The sequence below is a fragment of the Rhodocytophaga rosea genome (assembly GCF_010119975.1).
Classification (GTDB): Bacteria; Bacteroidota; Bacteroidia; order Cytophagales; family 172606-1; genus Rhodocytophaga; species Rhodocytophaga rosea.
Window position 1 is genome coordinate 6950622 of sequence record NZ_CP048222.1, and the last position, 15286, is coordinate 6965907.

At 41.5% G+C, this 15286-nt stretch carries 16 protein-coding genes and 1 pseudogene; 7 read left to right on the top strand and 10 right to left on the bottom strand.

The window, feature by feature from the left end:
- Positions 1–262: 262 nt before the first annotated feature.
- Entirely contained in the window at positions 263–1387 is a 1125-nt protein-coding gene (locus GXP67_RS28690; RefSeq protein ID WP_162446318.1) for a glycosyltransferase family 4 protein, read from the top strand.
- Between the two features lie 499 nt (positions 1388–1886).
- On the opposite strand, the gene GXP67_RS28695 is transcribed toward GXP67_RS28690, so the two are convergent.
- The 4 genes from GXP67_RS28695 to GXP67_RS28710 form a co-directional block, all read right to left on the bottom strand.
- On the bottom strand, positions 1887–2078 hold the full coding sequence (locus tag GXP67_RS28695; RefSeq protein WP_162446319.1) for a hypothetical protein: 192 nt from the start codon (positions 2076–2078) through the stop codon (positions 1887–1889).
- Positions 2063–3469, bottom strand: coding sequence for a polyamine aminopropyltransferase (locus GXP67_RS28700; protein ID WP_162446320.1), 1407 nt, complete (start codon positions 3467–3469; stop codon positions 2063–2065). The genes GXP67_RS28695 and GXP67_RS28700 overlap by 16 nt, the downstream gene beginning before the upstream one ends.
- Positions 3470–3625: 156 nt before the next feature.
- Complete coding sequence (locus GXP67_RS28705) at positions 3626–3877, bottom strand: DUF350 domain-containing protein (protein WP_162446321.1); 252 nt, start codon at positions 3875–3877, stop codon at positions 3626–3628.
- Between the two features lie 43 nt (positions 3878–3920).
- Positions 3921–4127 carry a hypothetical protein gene (locus GXP67_RS28710; RefSeq protein WP_162446322.1) on the bottom strand — a complete coding sequence of 69 codons (207 nt, stop codon included), beginning with the start codon at positions 4125–4127 and terminating at the stop codon, positions 3921–3923.
- 225 nt (positions 4128–4352) lie between these two features.
- Between GXP67_RS28710 and GXP67_RS28715 the strand changes: the two are divergent.
- Positions 4353–4927, top strand: a pseudogene (locus GXP67_RS28715) (ribonuclease HII).
- Positions 4928–4930: 3 nt separating this feature from the next.
- Here the strand turns inward: GXP67_RS28715 and GXP67_RS28720 are convergent.
- Positions 4931–5527, bottom strand: a complete 597-nt coding sequence (locus GXP67_RS28720; protein WP_162446323.1) for a Crp/Fnr family transcriptional regulator — start codon at positions 5525–5527, stop codon at positions 4931–4933.
- 112 nt (positions 5528–5639) lie between these two features.
- Here GXP67_RS28720 and GXP67_RS28725 point away from each other — a divergent pair, with 112 nt between their 5' ends.
- The 4 genes from GXP67_RS28725 (at position 5640) to GXP67_RS28740 (ending at position 8855) form a co-directional block, all read left to right on the top strand.
- Positions 5640–5780, top strand: coding sequence for an NADPH-dependent FMN reductase family protein (locus GXP67_RS28725; protein WP_162446324.1), 141 nt, complete (start codon positions 5640–5642; stop codon positions 5778–5780).
- A 61-nt stretch (positions 5781–5841) separates the two neighbouring features.
- Positions 5842–6324: a RidA family protein gene (locus GXP67_RS28730; RefSeq protein WP_162446325.1), complete on the top strand. Its 483-nt coding sequence runs from the start codon at positions 5842–5844 to the stop codon at positions 6322–6324.
- Positions 6325–6343: 19 nt separating this feature from the next.
- Complete coding sequence (locus GXP67_RS28735; protein WP_162446326.1) at positions 6344–7342, top strand: cyclase family protein; 999 nt, start codon at positions 6344–6346, stop codon at positions 7340–7342.
- Positions 7343–7361: 19 nt separating this feature from the next.
- Positions 7362–8855, top strand: coding sequence for a hypothetical protein (locus GXP67_RS28740; protein ID WP_162446327.1), 1494 nt, complete (start codon positions 7362–7364; stop codon positions 8853–8855).
- Between the two features lie 146 nt (positions 8856–9001).
- On the opposite strand, the gene GXP67_RS28745 is transcribed toward GXP67_RS28740, so the two are convergent.
- From GXP67_RS28745 to GXP67_RS28755, 3 genes are read right to left on the bottom strand one after another with little or no spacing between them, the layout of a single operon-like run.
- Complete coding sequence (locus GXP67_RS28745) at positions 9002–10153, bottom strand: Gfo/Idh/MocA family protein (RefSeq protein WP_162446328.1); 1152 nt, start codon at positions 10151–10153, stop codon at positions 9002–9004.
- Between the two features lie 22 nt (positions 10154–10175).
- Positions 10176–11123, bottom strand: a complete 948-nt coding sequence (locus GXP67_RS28750; RefSeq protein WP_162446329.1) for an alpha/beta hydrolase — start codon at positions 11121–11123, stop codon at positions 10176–10178.
- 33 nt (positions 11124–11156) lie between these two features.
- Positions 11157–11837, bottom strand: a complete 681-nt coding sequence (locus tag GXP67_RS28755) for a 3-keto-alpha-glucoside-1,2-lyase-like domain-containing protein (RefSeq protein ID WP_162446330.1) — start codon at positions 11835–11837, stop codon at positions 11157–11159.
- Between the two features lie 565 nt (positions 11838–12402).
- On the opposite strand from GXP67_RS28755, the gene GXP67_RS28760 reads away from it, so the two are divergent.
- Positions 12403–13266, top strand: a complete 864-nt coding sequence (locus GXP67_RS28760) for a sigma-70 family RNA polymerase sigma factor (protein ID WP_162446331.1) — start codon at positions 12403–12405, stop codon at positions 13264–13266.
- A 146-nt stretch (positions 13267–13412) separates the two neighbouring features.
- Here GXP67_RS28760 and GXP67_RS28765 read toward each other — a convergent pair whose 3' ends face one another.
- Both GXP67_RS28765 and GXP67_RS28770 read right to left on the bottom strand, forming a co-directional pair.
- A complete protein-coding gene (locus GXP67_RS28765) occupies positions 13413–14684 on the bottom strand; it encodes a M56 family metallopeptidase (protein WP_162446332.1) in 1272 nt (423 codons plus the stop codon).
- A 12-nt stretch (positions 14685–14696) separates the two neighbouring features.
- Positions 14697–15056 carry a BlaI/MecI/CopY family transcriptional regulator gene (locus tag GXP67_RS28770; RefSeq protein WP_162446333.1) on the bottom strand — a complete coding sequence of 120 codons (360 nt, stop codon included), beginning with the start codon at positions 15054–15056 and terminating at the stop codon, positions 14697–14699.
- Positions 15057–15286 lie beyond the last annotated feature (230 nt).

Genomic DNA, 15286 nt, shown 5'->3' on the forward strand with positions numbered 1-15286 from the left:
ACTTTCAATCGTTTTTCATTTTAAACTGAAAGGACTTTAAACTTACTTATATGGGTAATCAAATAGAATTTACTGTTGTAAAATACAAAATTTATATTGTATGTTTCAATTCATTCTGAGAAGGTTAACTCGCTTGTCGTAAATATAGACTTAAACCTTACCTGTATGTTTGGAGAAGGTTCTTATTAGAAAGATTTGGGATAGCATGATTTACTAAAAACGGTGAGAGAACATTCAGAAAAGTAAAGTTCAGGATATAAAAATGCATAATAAGCGCATTAAAATATTACATACCATCAGGCAAGGCTCTTTCGGAGGAGGCGAAACCTATCTGTACAATCTGGTGACCAGGCTGGATAAGCAAGTGTTTGAACCACTGGTATTATCGTTTACGGAAGGTGCTATGGTAGACAAACTCAGGCAGGCAGGCATCCGTACGTTTGTGATTCCTACCCTTAAACCGTTTAATATATTTATATACCGGCAAGTGCTACAATTGCTGAAAAATGAGCAGATTGACCTGGTACATATGCATGGCACCAGGGCAGCGACTAATACACTGATTCCGGCTTTATGGAACGGTACAAAAACGATATATACGGTGCATGGATGGTCTTTTCATACTGGCAATAAACCACTTATTACCAGGGGCAGAATAATGGCTGAACGGTTTATTACTTCTCAAACCAGCCAGGTAGTGTGTGGTTCTCAGGCTGACCTGCAACAGGGCTTACAGTATTGTCCCGGAGGTAAATATACCTTGTTCTACAACAGCATTGACACTCATTATTTCGATCCGGCTTTGCCAGTAACAGACCTCTGCCGGGAGTTCGGGTTTACACAAACAGATGTAGTAATTACGTTTATGGCCAGACTTACTGCCCAGAAAGATCCGCTTACTTTTATCAAGGCGATTCCCAGGGTGAAGAACCAGTTTCCGCAGGCAAAATTCCTGATGATTGGAGAGGGTGAACTAAAGAATGAGTGTATTCAACTTGCGCAGATATTAGCTGTCAGTGATGTGCTTACTTTTTCTGAATTCCGGAGTGACGTAAAGAAAATATTGCAGCTTACAGATGTATTTGTGCTTCCTTCGCTCTGGGAAGTGATTCCATTAGGTTTACTGGAGGCGATGTCTATGGAGAAAGCTTGTATTGCTACCGCTATTTCCGGGACAACAGAAGCTATAACAGATGGCGAAAATGGGTTGTTGATAGATATTCAGTCACCAGACCAACTGGCTGACAAGATGATACAACTACTATCTGATGAGTTATTGCGAAGGAATCTTGGAAAAAATGCCCGGGTGAAAGTTATTCGTCAGTTCGATATCCGGACACTTGTTGAAAAGAATAAGGAGTTGTATCTGCAATTAGCTACACCATAAATAGTTGCCTACGTTAGGAATAGAAATAATACATTTATTATTTACAGTCATAATAAATCACTATAAGCTGGAGGGTGGAGCGTAAAGTAATTAAGTGAGCAAATAGAGTTGTTAAGAGGATAATATCGTTAAATATTTTTACATTAGCCATAACACAAAGTAAAATTGAATTCTATTTCAGTATGTACTGGATACCATTTGTTTCTAAAATTTATCTTTCTTCTGCTTCACTGGCTGATATTTACGATGCTCTTTTGGAAAAAACCTGTGAGAACAAGTATCATATACAAAAAGACTCCTTTAAAAAATTTACCGGTTCCGTATATAGCAGAACCCAGCATAAGTATTTTGCCTTTTGTTATGGTATTGTTTTTTATTGTAATAGCCTATGGATTAGTTATGCTTGTATTTAATATTGAGGTGGGTAAGTTTGATAACTTTTTTGATAAAATATAAATACTGCATATTCTTCATTTGTATACTCAGCTCACTCATTCACTTACTCCCAATTCTTCAGGCTTTCTTCATAATACCTCACTAATGCTTGCGTGTCTAAAGTATTGATATCTGTCGGGCGTTCTTCGGTATCTTTATCAAATATAAACAAGGCCGGAACTACCTGGGGCGTAAGAAAACGCAGAAAAGGTAAACGATTACCGGAAAACAGCCGATTGTTTATTTGGCGTTGCATATCGGGGGGAGAGAAGGTGGGGAAGAGCTTAGTGGTAGATTGCTGGCAAGCACAAATCCCCATTGTCCGAAGGAAGGCACATAGGAAGTATAGGGCAGTACTCCGGGAAATACTTCTTCCAGCGTATGCGCAATACACCAGAAAGCTTCCGGAGCAAAATAAGGGGAAGTAGCCTGAGTTACCACTATGCCATCAGCAGATACTCTTTTCTGCAACATCCGGTAAAATTCCCTGGAATACAGTTTGCCCAGTCCGGTATCGTTGGGGTCGGGCAAGTCAATAATCACCACAGAATAGAGTTCAGAAGAACGTTCTACAAAATTAAAGGCATCTTCATTGTAAATCTTCACTTTGGTATTACGCAGCGAAGCGCTGTTCAACTTCCGGAATACCGGATTTTCTGTCGCCAGCATGGTCATTTCAGGATCAAGGTCTACCAGATCAATCTGGGCTGCATCCGGGTATTTAAGTATTTCCCGTACCGCTAGTCCGTCACCGCCGCCAAGTACCAGGATTTTTTGATGGTTTCTGGCCAGAGCCATCGGAATATGCACCAGAGGTTCGTGGTAGCGGTATTCATCTACGGTAGAAAACTGCAAATTTCCATTGATATACAGGCGGTAATCCTCATTCCATTTGGTTACCACAATGCGCTGATAAGCTGATTGCTCGGTGAGAATAATTTCATCCTGGTAGACAAACTGTTCAAAAAAATCAGCCAGCCGGAAAGAATACACAAATCCGCCAGTTAACACTACTGCTAAGGCAATGGAAATTTCCATTTGTTTCCGGCCTTGCCTTAATTGCTGCCGGAACACATGGGTATTAAATGCCGCCACACTCAAATTCAGAATGCCGATCAAAAAAGAGGTTCGCATGGTGCCTAGGTAAGGGAGAAGCACCAGCGGAAAAATAATAGAAGCCAGCAATGCGCCGATGTAATCGAAAGAAAGCACCTGAGCTACCGTATCTTTCAGGCTTGTATACCCCCTCACAATTCTGGTGACCAGAGGAATTTCCAGCCCGATGAGGGTGCCTAATATGCTGATGAGCATAAAAGCAACCAGGTAATAATTTTCGGTAAGGGAATAGCTAAAATACAGAATACAAGCCGAACTACCTCCAATAAACCCCAGCAGGATTTCAATCGTGATAAAATGATCGAGCAGATGCGTATTAAAATATTTTGACAAATACGAACCAACCCCCATAAAGGACATAAACAGGCCGATAGTAAGGGAGAATTGCAAAATGCTGCTGCCCAGAAAATAGGTGGAAATGCTGCTGATAAGCAGTTCGTACAAAATACCACAGGTAGCAATAATAAATACAGAAACCAGCAGTACAGCAAGCCCCGATGGTGGGTAATCAGGTGTTTCTTCGGAAGACAAATGGATTCAATTAAAGGTTAATGATCAAGTGGTCAATGGTCATTTGTCAGCGGTAATTTGATAGTAGATAACTACTTAAATGAATAATATTCCACGGTGGAATACATTCAGAATCTTTCAATGAAAGGATTTTTTGACTAATGACCAGTAATTGATTTAACTGGCAATAGCAGCTGCAATAATGATACAAATTCCCAGAATCATGGCAGAAGCTACCAGGGCAACGGCCATATTTTTTTCTTCGGCAATCTGCCTGGCCATATGTCCTGGAATCAGCCAGTCTACAATCTTAAAGCCAACCACACACATAATAATGCCAATGGCAGAATATACCAGTGTGCCCACAAGGCCTCTTTCTATAGCAGGAATAATAGGAGCCACTTGCAGCAGGAGTGAGAGTAGATTCATGGAACAGATCTCTATGAGTTATTGGTTGTTCGTTATTAGTCGTTTATTTCCCATACCTGGGACCGCCTCCCCGGATGGTTCTGCCGGAAAAGTAACTCCGGCCAGTATTACCAGGTTGTTTACTGGTCTGGTCGATGATCTGCTTATTACTCAGGCTGGCAATTCCATATCCTCTGGTAGAGGCATAAAACGCTGTTGCCACAATCAGCAGGACACCACAAATGAACAGAATCCGGGTAAATAGTTGCATAGTCGGGAAATTAACGAAAGATTAAAAAATATAACTACTTGTGCAAATGCTGAAGTCTGGAAGTTGAAAGATAGAAGTTCAGCTAGATTTATGCGCAATAGTACTTCTGGTTTTTTTCAAAACTTATTATTTTATACTTCTGTATCTATCTTCTAGGCTATGTCCTCCAACTTCCAGCTTACATACGCTATATTTGCCAACAGTTCATAAACTTGAGTATTCAATTTGCTTGCCTCTTCCTATACGACAGATTTACTGGAAGCCGGACTCGATGAGGCTGGCAGGGGTTGCCTCGCTGGTCCGGTAATGGCAGCTGCTGTTATTTTACCCAAAGATTATCACCATCCTTTACTCACAGATTCCAAACAGCTCTCCAAAAAGCAACGGGAATCCTTGCGGCCAGAAATAATAAAAGAAGCCATAAGCTGGGGGTAGCTTCTGCATCGGTAGAAGAAATAGACCGCATCAATATTTTACATGCCAGTTTCCTGGCCATGCACCGGTCAGTAGATTCCTTAGCAATCAAACCTGAGTTATTATTGGTGGATGGAAACCGGTTTACGCCCTATCCTTTTTTACCGCATGTATGTATCGTAAAAGGGGATGCCAGATTCTACTCTATTGCGGCAGCTTCAGTTCTTGCCAAAACTTACCGGGACGATCTGATGGAACAATTAGCCAAAGAATTTCCCCATTACGGCTGGGAGGTGAATGCCGCTTACCCTACTCTTTTTCACCGCAAAGCCATCCGGCAACATGGGCGCTGCATTCATCACCGGACGAGTTTTAACTGCGAGTAGTTGCTAACTTTTCTTACTGTCACTCTGCTGTAAACTTTTCTTGATCCTGCTTAAAAATTCCGGTGTAATACCCAGATACGAAGCAATATATTTCTGTGGAAGCCGGAGTTCCAGTTTAGGATATTTTTCCCGGAAGGCCAGGTACCTGTCTTCGGCCCGCATACTCAGATTTTGCAATACACGCTGCTGAAAAGCCACATAGGCATGTTGTGTTAAAATGCGGTGAAAACGGTCAAATTGTGGTATGATATCGTATAACTGCTGTATTTTCTCATAAGGAGCCTCCAGTACCTCTGTATCCTCAATGGCCAGTACATGGCATAGTGCCGGTTGCTGAAATACATAACTCTGGAAATCTCCTATCCACCAGCCTTCTATTCCCAGCTGAATAATGTGTTCGTGCCCCTCCAGATCAATGAGGTAAGTAATTACAGTGCCTGTTTTAATAAATATCTGATTGCGGCATACGGCCCCTTCGTGCAGCAGGAATTGCCCTTTTTTATATTTGCGCAGGGTAAAAATACGCCGGATATAGTCTTTGTCTGCTTCACTTAATGTTACGTGTTTTTCGATGCCCGACAGCAACAGCTCATGTATCATATTGATCTGGTTCAAGTCAATTTATTGATGTAGTTCATTTTTTCTCTCTTCCTACCCGGCTATTTTTGACATATAAATTAAATCAATTGGCAGACTTTTAAAAAACTAACTTATGAAAATTATTATTGTCTATCCCAACGGTTCTGGGCATACAAAAGCAGTGGCCCAATACATTGCCAGAGGTGCTTTGCAGGAAGTGAGCGATGTAAAACTATTTCCGGTTCAGGAAGCACAAAGCCATTTTAGTGCTTAAAGAGACAAATATCATTTAAGTGTATCCTTACTGGATATGAAAAGAAATATAACAACCACTCATGAACACAGTAAAACATAAAATTATAGAAGCCTTAACTGAACTCGGCTTAACGCTACCAGATGCACCCAAACCAGGAGGATCGTATGTATCGGTGAATGTGAGGGGAACTGTTGCCTATGTAGCCATTCAATTCCCGATTCAGGGAGATACGTACCTGTATACCGGCAAGTTTGGAAAAGATCTGTCGATTCAGGATGGCTATGATGCCGCCAGATTATGTGCCCTCAATACCCTGGCCCAGATAGATAAATACATTGGTTTCGAAAATATCCTGGGTTTAAATCACATGGACCTGTATTACCAGGCGGCTGAAGGTTGGGACGAAGGTCCGCTGGTGGCCAATGGAGCTTCTGAATTATTCGCATATGCACTGGATTCGGCTGGCATTCACTCCAGGGCTATTCTAGGTGTACAATCCCTTCCCAGGAATTTCAGCGTCGGTATTACTACTTCTTTTACTCTTATTCACTCATCTATCTAACAATTTTAACTGTATCGAAATGAAAAAATTCATCATTGAATGGATCAGGATTGGTATGCCCTTACTTATCCTCTTTCATGAACCTGCCATTGCACAAAATAACAAAGAACAAGTAGGCATCAGCCCATGGGGACCGGAAGATGAAATTGGTACCCTGAACCTGATGACAGATCAAAGCCGCCTTTCGGTGCTGGGTAAAATCAATAACGGCAAAGTCTATGACCTGAGCACCGAATATTTTGTAGGCATGCCCAGCTTTCATTCGCTTGGCGACCCTGGTTATCAGTACTGGCTTACCCATACACCGCACGGCACTGTAATAGATAATCCCAATGGCCTGGGCGAAGAAATGAACCAGAAAGTATCCTATACCGGCGATGCCATTTCGCTTTATACACACATGGGGACACATATAGATGCCCTGAATCATTTTGGCCTGCATGGAAAAATATGGAATGGCTTTACCCCCGAAAAGCACCTGGGTGATAAAGGCTGGAAAAAAACTGGTGCCGAAACCATTCCTCCTGTTATTGCCAGAGGGGTACTCATCGACATTGCTGCTTACAAAGGCGTGAAAAATTTAACTGACAATTACCGGGTTACGGCCGCTGATCTGAAAGGCGCTTTGCAAAAACAAAAAGTAAAGCTCCACAAAGGCGATGTTGTATTGCTGCGTACCGGGCAAATGGTGCATTACTCAAATGCCAGTGCGTTTTTAGACAACTATCCTGGAATTAGCCTGGATGCGGTAAAGTGGCTGGTGGAAGAACAGGGTATTATGCTGCTGGGTGCCGATAATTTAAGCTTTGAAGCTTTCCCTCCTGAACGCAAAGATAACTGGGTGCCGGTACATACCTATTTACTTGCCGAAAAAGGAGTAATGTTTATCGAACAGATCTACCTGGAAGACCTTGCCCAGGATAAAGTGTATTCATTCGCCTTCATTGGCGCTTCTATGAAATTACGGGGTGCCAGTGGCGCCCCCATGCGGCCTATTGCCATTCCCATCAGTCAATAATAATTAGTCTACTTACCCTATGAAAAACTCAATCACCCGTATAGGATTCATTCTATATGTGTTATTCACCTTTATGTCCTGTGAACACGAACAGGAAGAAATTAAAAGCGTTACAAAAATCAGTATTGGATTTGATGAAGCCGGAAAAACAATAAAAGAAGATACTACTGCACAAATCATTCAATTGAAATTGAGCAGAAAAGCTACTTTGCCAGGTACCATTACACTGTTGATGCCACAGGATTTTGAGAAAGTATTTACTACTTTTCCGGAAGCCATAAACGGCCGTTTGCCATTACCAATAAAAGAAGGGGATGTAAGCGTATCATTTACAATTACACCGGTAGATAATGCTACAAAAGACGGCAACAACACAGGTACAATTACGCTGGGACAATTGCCTTATCCATTTATCATGGGAAGCAATAAATCCATCAACATCACCATTCTGGATGACGAATCTCCTGCCAGTTACAAAGAGAGCCTGGCTGGTTTTATTCCCAGCGATGTTACCCTTCCTGAGGGGAATACACCCTGGGCTATCTATGTTATTCAGCTTTCAGAACCGGCAGCGGTAACAAGTAACATTCAGGTAAGCGTTACTTCTGCAAAGGCCATATATAATACACATTTTATTTCCCAGCCTGCGGCAATAAACGGGTTACTCAATTTAGATGTGGCGGAAGGAGCCCGGACTGTAGAATTTAAAGCCATTTCCCTTACTAATACAGATTTCACTGGGGAACTGGCGATTGATTTCACCATTACAGGTACAACAGGTTCAATCAGGAAAGGCGAAAACCTGACACAAACCCTTAAAATTTCCGATGATGAACTGGCGCAAAAACCCAAAGGTTATGAACATACAGCTGGCAATACCATTGTCAAAAAGAATATTGAGTATGATAACAAAGGGAGAGTAGCTAAAGTTTATTGGGAAACCTACCATCCTGCCTATTCTACCCGTACAGATACCTATTTCTACAATGGCAGGGGAGAATTAGTTAAAATCAATAAAAGTACGGACCGGGACTTACAATACACCTGGCAGGAGGGAAGAATCACAAAATCGGAATATGTAGTAGATGGCATAGTAAGGGATTATACCGAATATGAATACGATACGCAGGGAAATATTGCAGGTACTTCTACCCATCACCGGGAGCAGGATGGCAGTTTTACACAAGGATTTATTTCTGTCTATTTTTATTTTCCGGATGGAAACATCTACAAATCTCAAACCTATATGCCAGGCAATACGCCTCAGGACCTTATTCTGGTTTCTACCCGCACCTATGAAGGCTATCTACAGGTAGAGAATCCGTTTCCAATGGTAGAAATACTGCCTACTGTAAAATCCCAGACCAGGCTGGCTACCTCTTTCCGGGTGGAAGAAAGTGGTCTTGTCCATTCTTACAAACTTTCTTACCAGTTCAGGCCGGATGGTTTACCAGAAAAACGAATGTCAGCCGGTAGCCAGGATTCGCAAACAGTTGTGTATCATTATTATTAAATAGGGTAAATCACCCAAGTTTAGATGAATAATGATAGGTTCTAATCCCATCTTTATTCATCCAAAATTTCTGTTATAAATATGCAAATTCAACTGCCGGGTATAAAAAGAGGGCCTGAAGTGAAGACCGGGTTTAAGAAAAGCTATTACGCAAGCCTTACTTCCTGCCGGCTTTCAATGGATTGAAAAATAGCTTCCAGTACCCGGATATCTTTCAGGGCTTCTTCGCCGGAAACAATAGATTTACGGTTATTAAGAATACAATCGGCGAAATCATCCATCTGGGCAATTTGCTGATAGGCAGGAACTTTAAAAGAAATAGGCCCATCAGATGTATTCCCTTGCTGACCTAGGGCATTAAAAGCAGGCATTAACCCAAACCAGCCCCGTTGAGCAGTGGCATACAAACGGTCTACATAGGAGGTGTAGGTAGTACTGGAATTGGATAAAATGCCACCAGGAAATTCCATTTGCCAGAACACGGTTTCGGGAATGCCTTTGAATACAGTTTTATCTATGGTAAACGCCTGGGCACGTACACTGGTTGGTTCCCGTCCGGTAACACGCCGGGCTCCCTGAATGGCATACAACCCTAAATCTACAATGGCGCCGCCTCCGCCCAGTTTTTTATCCAGCCGCCATGAGTTAGGATTGGCCATAGAAAAGCCCAGGCTGGCTTCAATCATTTTTATTTCTCCATATACTTTTTCCAGTCCCAGCCGGCGAACTTCCAGGTGATGAGGTTCAAAATATAATCTGTATCCGACAGATAACAGGCGGCCGGCTTTCTGGCAGGCATCAATCATTTCCTGTCCTTCTTTTACTGAAAGGGCCATCGGTTTTTCGCAGATCACATGTTTGCCAGCCTGTGCCGCCCGGATGGTATACTCGGCATGCATGGCATTGGGTAATACTACATATACAATGTCAATATCCGGGTTGTTTTTGATCGTATCGAAATTGTGGTAATTATAAATGTTTTTCTGTGGAATACTGTATTTCTGTGCCCATGCTTTGGCCTTTTCCGGCGAGCCAGTAACAATGCCTGCCAGACTACATAACTTGGTTTCCTGTAGGGCTGGTGCCAGTTGCTGGGTGCTGTAATTTCCTAAGCCTACCAATGCAATGCCCAGTTTTTTTTGTACTTGTTCCTGTTTGTCTGTACTGAATCCATAGTGAGGCAGTGTACCAAACGACAAAGCACCTGCTCCCAGCGAAAGCTTCAATAAGGCACTTCTTCTGGAAGGATGATAGACCGCAGGTTTTTTTCTGGTGAATAGTTGGCTAAAGGATTTCATAAAAGGGTAGCTTAGGAAAAAATCAATTGCGGGACTCCTGTGCCGGTTGCGCCTGTGACTGGATAAATTGTATCAACACATCCCGGTATTTACTTTGATCTTGAAAAGACATATGCTTCCACAAGCCGCCATGGGTCATTTCCTGAAAATGGTGTACTTCCATTTTTTTAAATCCGGACTGGCGGATTTTCTCTTCAAAAAAAGTAGCATACGGGTAAGTATTAGATTCAGAGATGAGCAGCATGGGTACCCGCAGATGTTGCATATAATGGGTAGGAGAAGCATCCAGCCATTCTTGTTCTGTGGAGCCAAATACACCCTTCACATGCGAATCAGCCAGTTTTTTGTCACTAGCCGATAATATCTGATAATAATGGGCAATGTCATAGGTTCCGCCTATGGGCAGAATGCCCCGGATATTCGATGCAGAAAGCCCATAATTTTTCAGATAGCGCTCATCCATACTCAACAAAGCGGCCAGGTGTCCGCCGGAAGAAAAGCCGCCTACAAATATATTGCTGGGAGAATATCCGTATTCGGCTGCATGGTCATAGAGCCATTTGAAGGCCATGGCTACGTCTTTGATGTGTTCCGGATGCTGGATACCGGTATTATATTTGGGATCTTTCCAGGTGGCCGGACTCAAGCTATGTCCGACGGAGGCTACGGCGATGCCTTCTTTGGCTATTTTTTTGCAAAGTTCCATTTCCTGATTCCGGTCTACATACGACCAGGCACCTCCGCCAATCCAGATCAGCAGCGGAGCATCCTTTTGGGCTTTGGGCAGTACCAGGTTCAGTTTCCGTTTGCCGGAAGTATCAGTTTTTCCAATAACATAGGAGAGATCACGTATTTCTGTAATTTCCCCTAAAAGTTTCTCCTGTGAGAATAGTAAAGCCGGATAGAAAAACAATATTACCAGGCAGATAACCTTGCCAATGGCTTTCATGCATGTGAAAGTAATTTTCATGCGTAAAAGGTTTATTAATAGGGTTAAACGCAGTTAATTCCGCTTGCTTTCCTTTGCCGGGCTTATCACCAGATTAGCAAAATCACCTTCTGATTGATTGCCTACCCATAAGCCTATTTTACCACTGGTATTTTTGCTGAGCTGCTTTACCCCCAGGCTAGGTTCTTTGGCATCATTCACAAATACACGCACATCAGGGCTGTTAACTTCAATCCGCACATGAAACCATCCATTGGGGTCAGGAACGGGCTGCACCGGATTTTCATACACTTCAGGGTATTCCTTGCGGAGCTTGTCCCATGTAAACTCCGGATGAAAAATATATTGCACCGCATGCATCTTTCTCAGGGAATCCTGTGCCTGAAAGTTGAAAGGGCGGAAATAAATACCCTCGTAGGTGGCATCATTCTGGCCAAAAAAAGCAATGCCCACAAAACTTTTCTGAAATTCATCTTTGCCTTTGATGTCACATTCGATTGTGCCTCCAGAAAAGCTTATATTATCCAGCCAGAGTACGCCATCACTGGCTCGTGCATCCAGATGAATAGCCTGGTATTTGCCTTCGCTAACCTTGCTTGCACTCCGGTTCACTACCTTAAATGCTTTGCCATCCAGTACTTTGCCCAGATCAATACTGTTTTTTTTTGCTTGCTGCGCAGCGGCAATATGGCTTATAAGCAGCGCAAGAGAAATGAGGAGGCAACGTGAAAACATGGTTAGTATGGGTTTAATAGAGAGTTATGTAATACCAAAGTATTCTTAGCGAAAAAGCTTGAAAAGGCCATTACAGCTGAAGTAGCGAAAAGAAAATCAAATATGCATGCACTTTTATTTGACTGGTGAAAATCAGGTATTAAGCCAGCATTTTGTCGTATGAAACGCAGAAAAGATAAAATCTGCTTTCGGTATGATCTATGGCAAATAATTTATAATATTAACTGTAAGATGTTGATAGTTAAATACTTATTAATTAAATTTTTAAGTATTTAATTAATAAAAAAGTTAATTTTACTAAACTTTTCTTGATGCAATTTTGTATCTATATAAGAAAGGGTTTTAATAGCTTTTCGTAAGCAATTGGAGGATTTTAGGCATTGATAAAACAAATAAACGCCTTTTTTAAAAGTTACTCATCCTCACTAGTAATATAACCCGGCTTCCCCGTTTTTACTGCATTGATAGGCTAGTTAATAGCCTTGCTTCCTGCATCAGGATGTTTGAAAGCGCATGAGAAAAAAGGGAGAATGATAAAATATTGAAATGAATAAGTATTACAGATATGAGACAGTTAAAAATAAATAACCTGATAACTAACCGTGACAGTGCGACCATTGAAAAATATTTTAATGACATTGCCCGGGTTGAATTGCTTACACCAGCTGAGGAAACAGAACTGGCTCGTAGAATAAAATTAGGCGACCAGGTGGCATTGGAAAAACTGGTGAAAGCGAATCTGCGGTTTGTGGTGTCAGTTGCCAAGCAATACCACCATAGCAAGGTGCCACTCAATGATTTAATTAATGAGGGGAATGTTGGGCTGATTAAAGCTGCTAAAATGTTCGATGAAACCAAAGGCTTCAAGTTTATCTCCTATGCCGTCTGGTGGATTCGTCAGTCGATTATGGATTCACTCGACAAGCATTCCAGAATCGTACGGGTTCCTGCAAATAAAGTAGGCGAACTTTCTAAAATCAGTAATGCTGTTTCTGCCATGGAGCAAAAATTTGAGCGTGAACCCACTAATGAAGAACTGGCCGACTTTCTGGGACTACAGGTAGATGATATCAAATCAGCGAATACAGCTTCTATCCGGCAGTCATCACTGGATGCCCCTCTGGGCGAAGAAGACAGTGGTTCATTGCTTGATGTAATGGAAAATCCGGATGAACTGCCTACGGATGCACCCTTGTCTGGTAAAGAATCTCTCCGGATCGAACTGGAGCGTATTCTGTCTACCTTAACAGAAAAGGAAAAAGAAGTGATATGCCGCTTGTTTGGCGTAGGCTATGAATACAACCAGACGATTGAAGATATTGCCGAAAATATGGGCGTAAGCCACGAACGTATCAGGCAGATTAAAGAAGGAGCTTTACGTAAACTCCGGGCACGGGCTGGCAAACATATGCTGGCTTTGCTTCAGTAATGTGAGTTGATTCGCTAATCAATACTAACCTGGTTTATTAGAAAAGCCAGGTTTTTATGACATTTTTATAAGCCTACTAATAGAGAAATTGCAAGCAAAAGAGATAAATATCTTCAGTGCTTGCAATTTCTCTATTAGTAGGCTTCTTATTCTCCATCTATGTCTTTGCTTGCTGGTACCGGTGTCTGTGGAGGGGGGACTTTCTTTCTGAATATTTCTGCCTCTGATTTATTATTGAGGTTGTATGTTTCTTTTTTTCCTGTGTTATAATCTACTTCAAATACATTATTTCCTAAAGGTTTTATTACTATCGGAGGCGGAGGGGGAGGCAGTTGATCATACCGTACTTCAAATAAATCGTCATCTTTTTTATCAGATAAATTATACTTTTCCTTTTTGCCCGATCCTAATTCTACTGTAAACAGGCTATCAGGCTGTACATTTATCTTGTTTATTTGCATATTCTTTTCTATAAGATTCTGATTTAATTGGGTTTCTCTAAGGCCTTTTGCTGTTTTAACAGGTGATGCATCTTCCTGGTTTCTGTTACAGAAAGTAAATGTTAGTAAAATCAGCATAGGTAATACTAGGAAGTATATTCCTCTGGCACCTGCATTACTTGGTTTTCGGTTCATCATATGGATTCTGGTTTTAAGTGAAGAAATATTAAAAGGATTGGCAATGGATACATTGGACAGACCTATGATCTTTAACAAAAGATATTGGTAGCCTTTTTTGTCACTATAGTCTTGCAGAAGAACTTCCCGGTCTACAATAAACTCCAGGTTTTCACGGACAGCTTGTTTCAACAGCCAGGCAAAGGGATTGTACCAGTTGAATACCAGCAGGCATTCCATCCACAGCACATCCAGGGTATGTTTTTGCCGCACATGTACCTGTTCATGGTCTATCACCTGCCTGATTTCATACGGTTCCAGTAATTGTTGATTGAGAAATATATGGTTTCCAAATGAAAAGGGAGCAATCGGTTTGTTTACCTGGTAAATCTTTACAGCACCATCTTTTAGCAAGCTTGCCGAGTGCCGGATGCGGTAAAAAGCCACCAGCTGCATCAGTAGTTTGCTTCCAAGAATCGCAGTTCCTACCAGAAAAATGATTGAAATCAGGTTTACACCATCCTGCCAGAAGGAATTTGACTGGCTGGGATCTAATAATAAAACCTGAACCTTATTCCATCCTAGGAGAGCGTTTATTGATGGAACGTTATTCACTTCCCTGATTTGTAGGAAAGGGATATAACTGGCAAGCGGAATAAATAAAGCCAATACAGAACCTGTCCCTAAAAACCACCGGTTGGCCGTATAAAAAGTTAGCCTGCGTAATGCCACTATATAAAATAAATACACTATTCCCAGGCAGAGTGCTACCTTGATGCTATAAAAGAATATGTCAGTCATAAGCGGATAATTTTATTTTCTCCCTTCGATCATGTCAATAATTTCCTGCAACTCTTTAGCCGACAACTTTTGCTGTTCGACAAAAAAGCTGACCATATTCTTGTAAGAACTCTCAAAATAATTTTGCACTACACCACTTAAAAATTTAGCCTTATATTCTTCTTCACTAATCAGTGGCTGGTACAAATAAGTGTTTCCCACCAAACGGCTGGATAAATAGCCTTTTTTTTCCAGGTTTTTAATGGTAGAAGCAAGTGTGGTGTAAGGTGGTTTGGGTGGAGGTATCTGATCTAAAAATACCTTCACATGCGCTTCACCGGCTTTCCAGACGGCCCGCATGGCTTGTTCTTCAGAAGGGGTTAACTTTTCCATAAGAATGAATTTTATAGTAATATATGAATATTATGTAATAATACGAAATATTCGTAATTATACAATAATTTCGTATTATTATTTTTTATTTTTTCTGACCTGGCCATTTCTCCTGTTCCTTTACCAATAGAATATTATGCAGAATAACCAACACTTATCTATAGGGAGCGTATATGCCTGCGTTTCTATCCGGGCAGCATTGAATCCGTTTTTATGGATTATTCAGAAAA

What these genes read in the sequence shown, in the direction of transcription:
- GXP67_RS28690 (WP_162446318.1), top strand. Translation starts at nt 263, where the DNA reads ATGCATAATAAGCGCATTAAAATATTACATACCATCAGGCAAGGCTCT.
- GXP67_RS28695 (WP_162446319.1), bottom strand. Translation starts at nt 2,078, where the DNA reads ATGCAACGCCAAATAAACAATCGGCTGTTTTCCGGTAATCGTTTACCT.
- GXP67_RS28705 (WP_162446321.1), bottom strand. Translation starts at nt 3,877, where the DNA reads ATGAATCTACTCTCACTCCTGCTGCAAGTGGCTCCTATTATTCCTGCT.
- GXP67_RS28710 (WP_162446322.1), bottom strand. Translation starts at nt 4,127, where the DNA reads ATGCAACTATTTACCCGGATTCTGTTCATTTGTGGTGTCCTGCTGATT.
- GXP67_RS28720 (WP_162446323.1), bottom strand. Translation starts at nt 5,527, where the DNA reads ATGATACATGAGCTGTTGCTGTCGGGCATCGAAAAACACGTAACATTA.
- GXP67_RS28725 (WP_162446324.1), top strand. Translation starts at nt 5,640, where the DNA reads ATGAAAATTATTATTGTCTATCCCAACGGTTCTGGGCATACAAAAGCA.
- GXP67_RS28730 (WP_162446325.1), top strand. Translation starts at nt 5,842, where the DNA reads ATGAACACAGTAAAACATAAAATTATAGAAGCCTTAACTGAACTCGGC.
- GXP67_RS28735 (WP_162446326.1), top strand. Translation starts at nt 6,344, where the DNA reads ATGAAAAAATTCATCATTGAATGGATCAGGATTGGTATGCCCTTACTT.
- GXP67_RS28740 (WP_162446327.1), top strand. Translation starts at nt 7,362, where the DNA reads ATGAAAAACTCAATCACCCGTATAGGATTCATTCTATATGTGTTATTC.
- GXP67_RS28745 (WP_162446328.1), bottom strand. Translation starts at nt 10,153, where the DNA reads ATGAAATCCTTTAGCCAACTATTCACCAGAAAAAAACCTGCGGTCTAT.
- GXP67_RS28750 (WP_162446329.1), bottom strand. Translation starts at nt 11,123, where the DNA reads ATGAAAATTACTTTCACATGCATGAAAGCCATTGGCAAGGTTATCTGC.
- GXP67_RS28755 (WP_162446330.1), bottom strand. Translation starts at nt 11,837, where the DNA reads ATGTTTTCACGTTGCCTCCTCATTTCTCTTGCGCTGCTTATAAGCCAT.
- GXP67_RS28760 (WP_162446331.1), top strand. Translation starts at nt 12,403, where the DNA reads ATGAGACAGTTAAAAATAAATAACCTGATAACTAACCGTGACAGTGCG.
- GXP67_RS28765 (WP_162446332.1), bottom strand. Translation starts at nt 14,684, where the DNA reads ATGACTGACATATTCTTTTATAGCATCAAGGTAGCACTCTGCCTGGGA.
- GXP67_RS28770 (WP_162446333.1), bottom strand. Translation starts at nt 15,056, where the DNA reads ATGGAAAAGTTAACCCCTTCTGAAGAACAAGCCATGCGGGCCGTCTGG.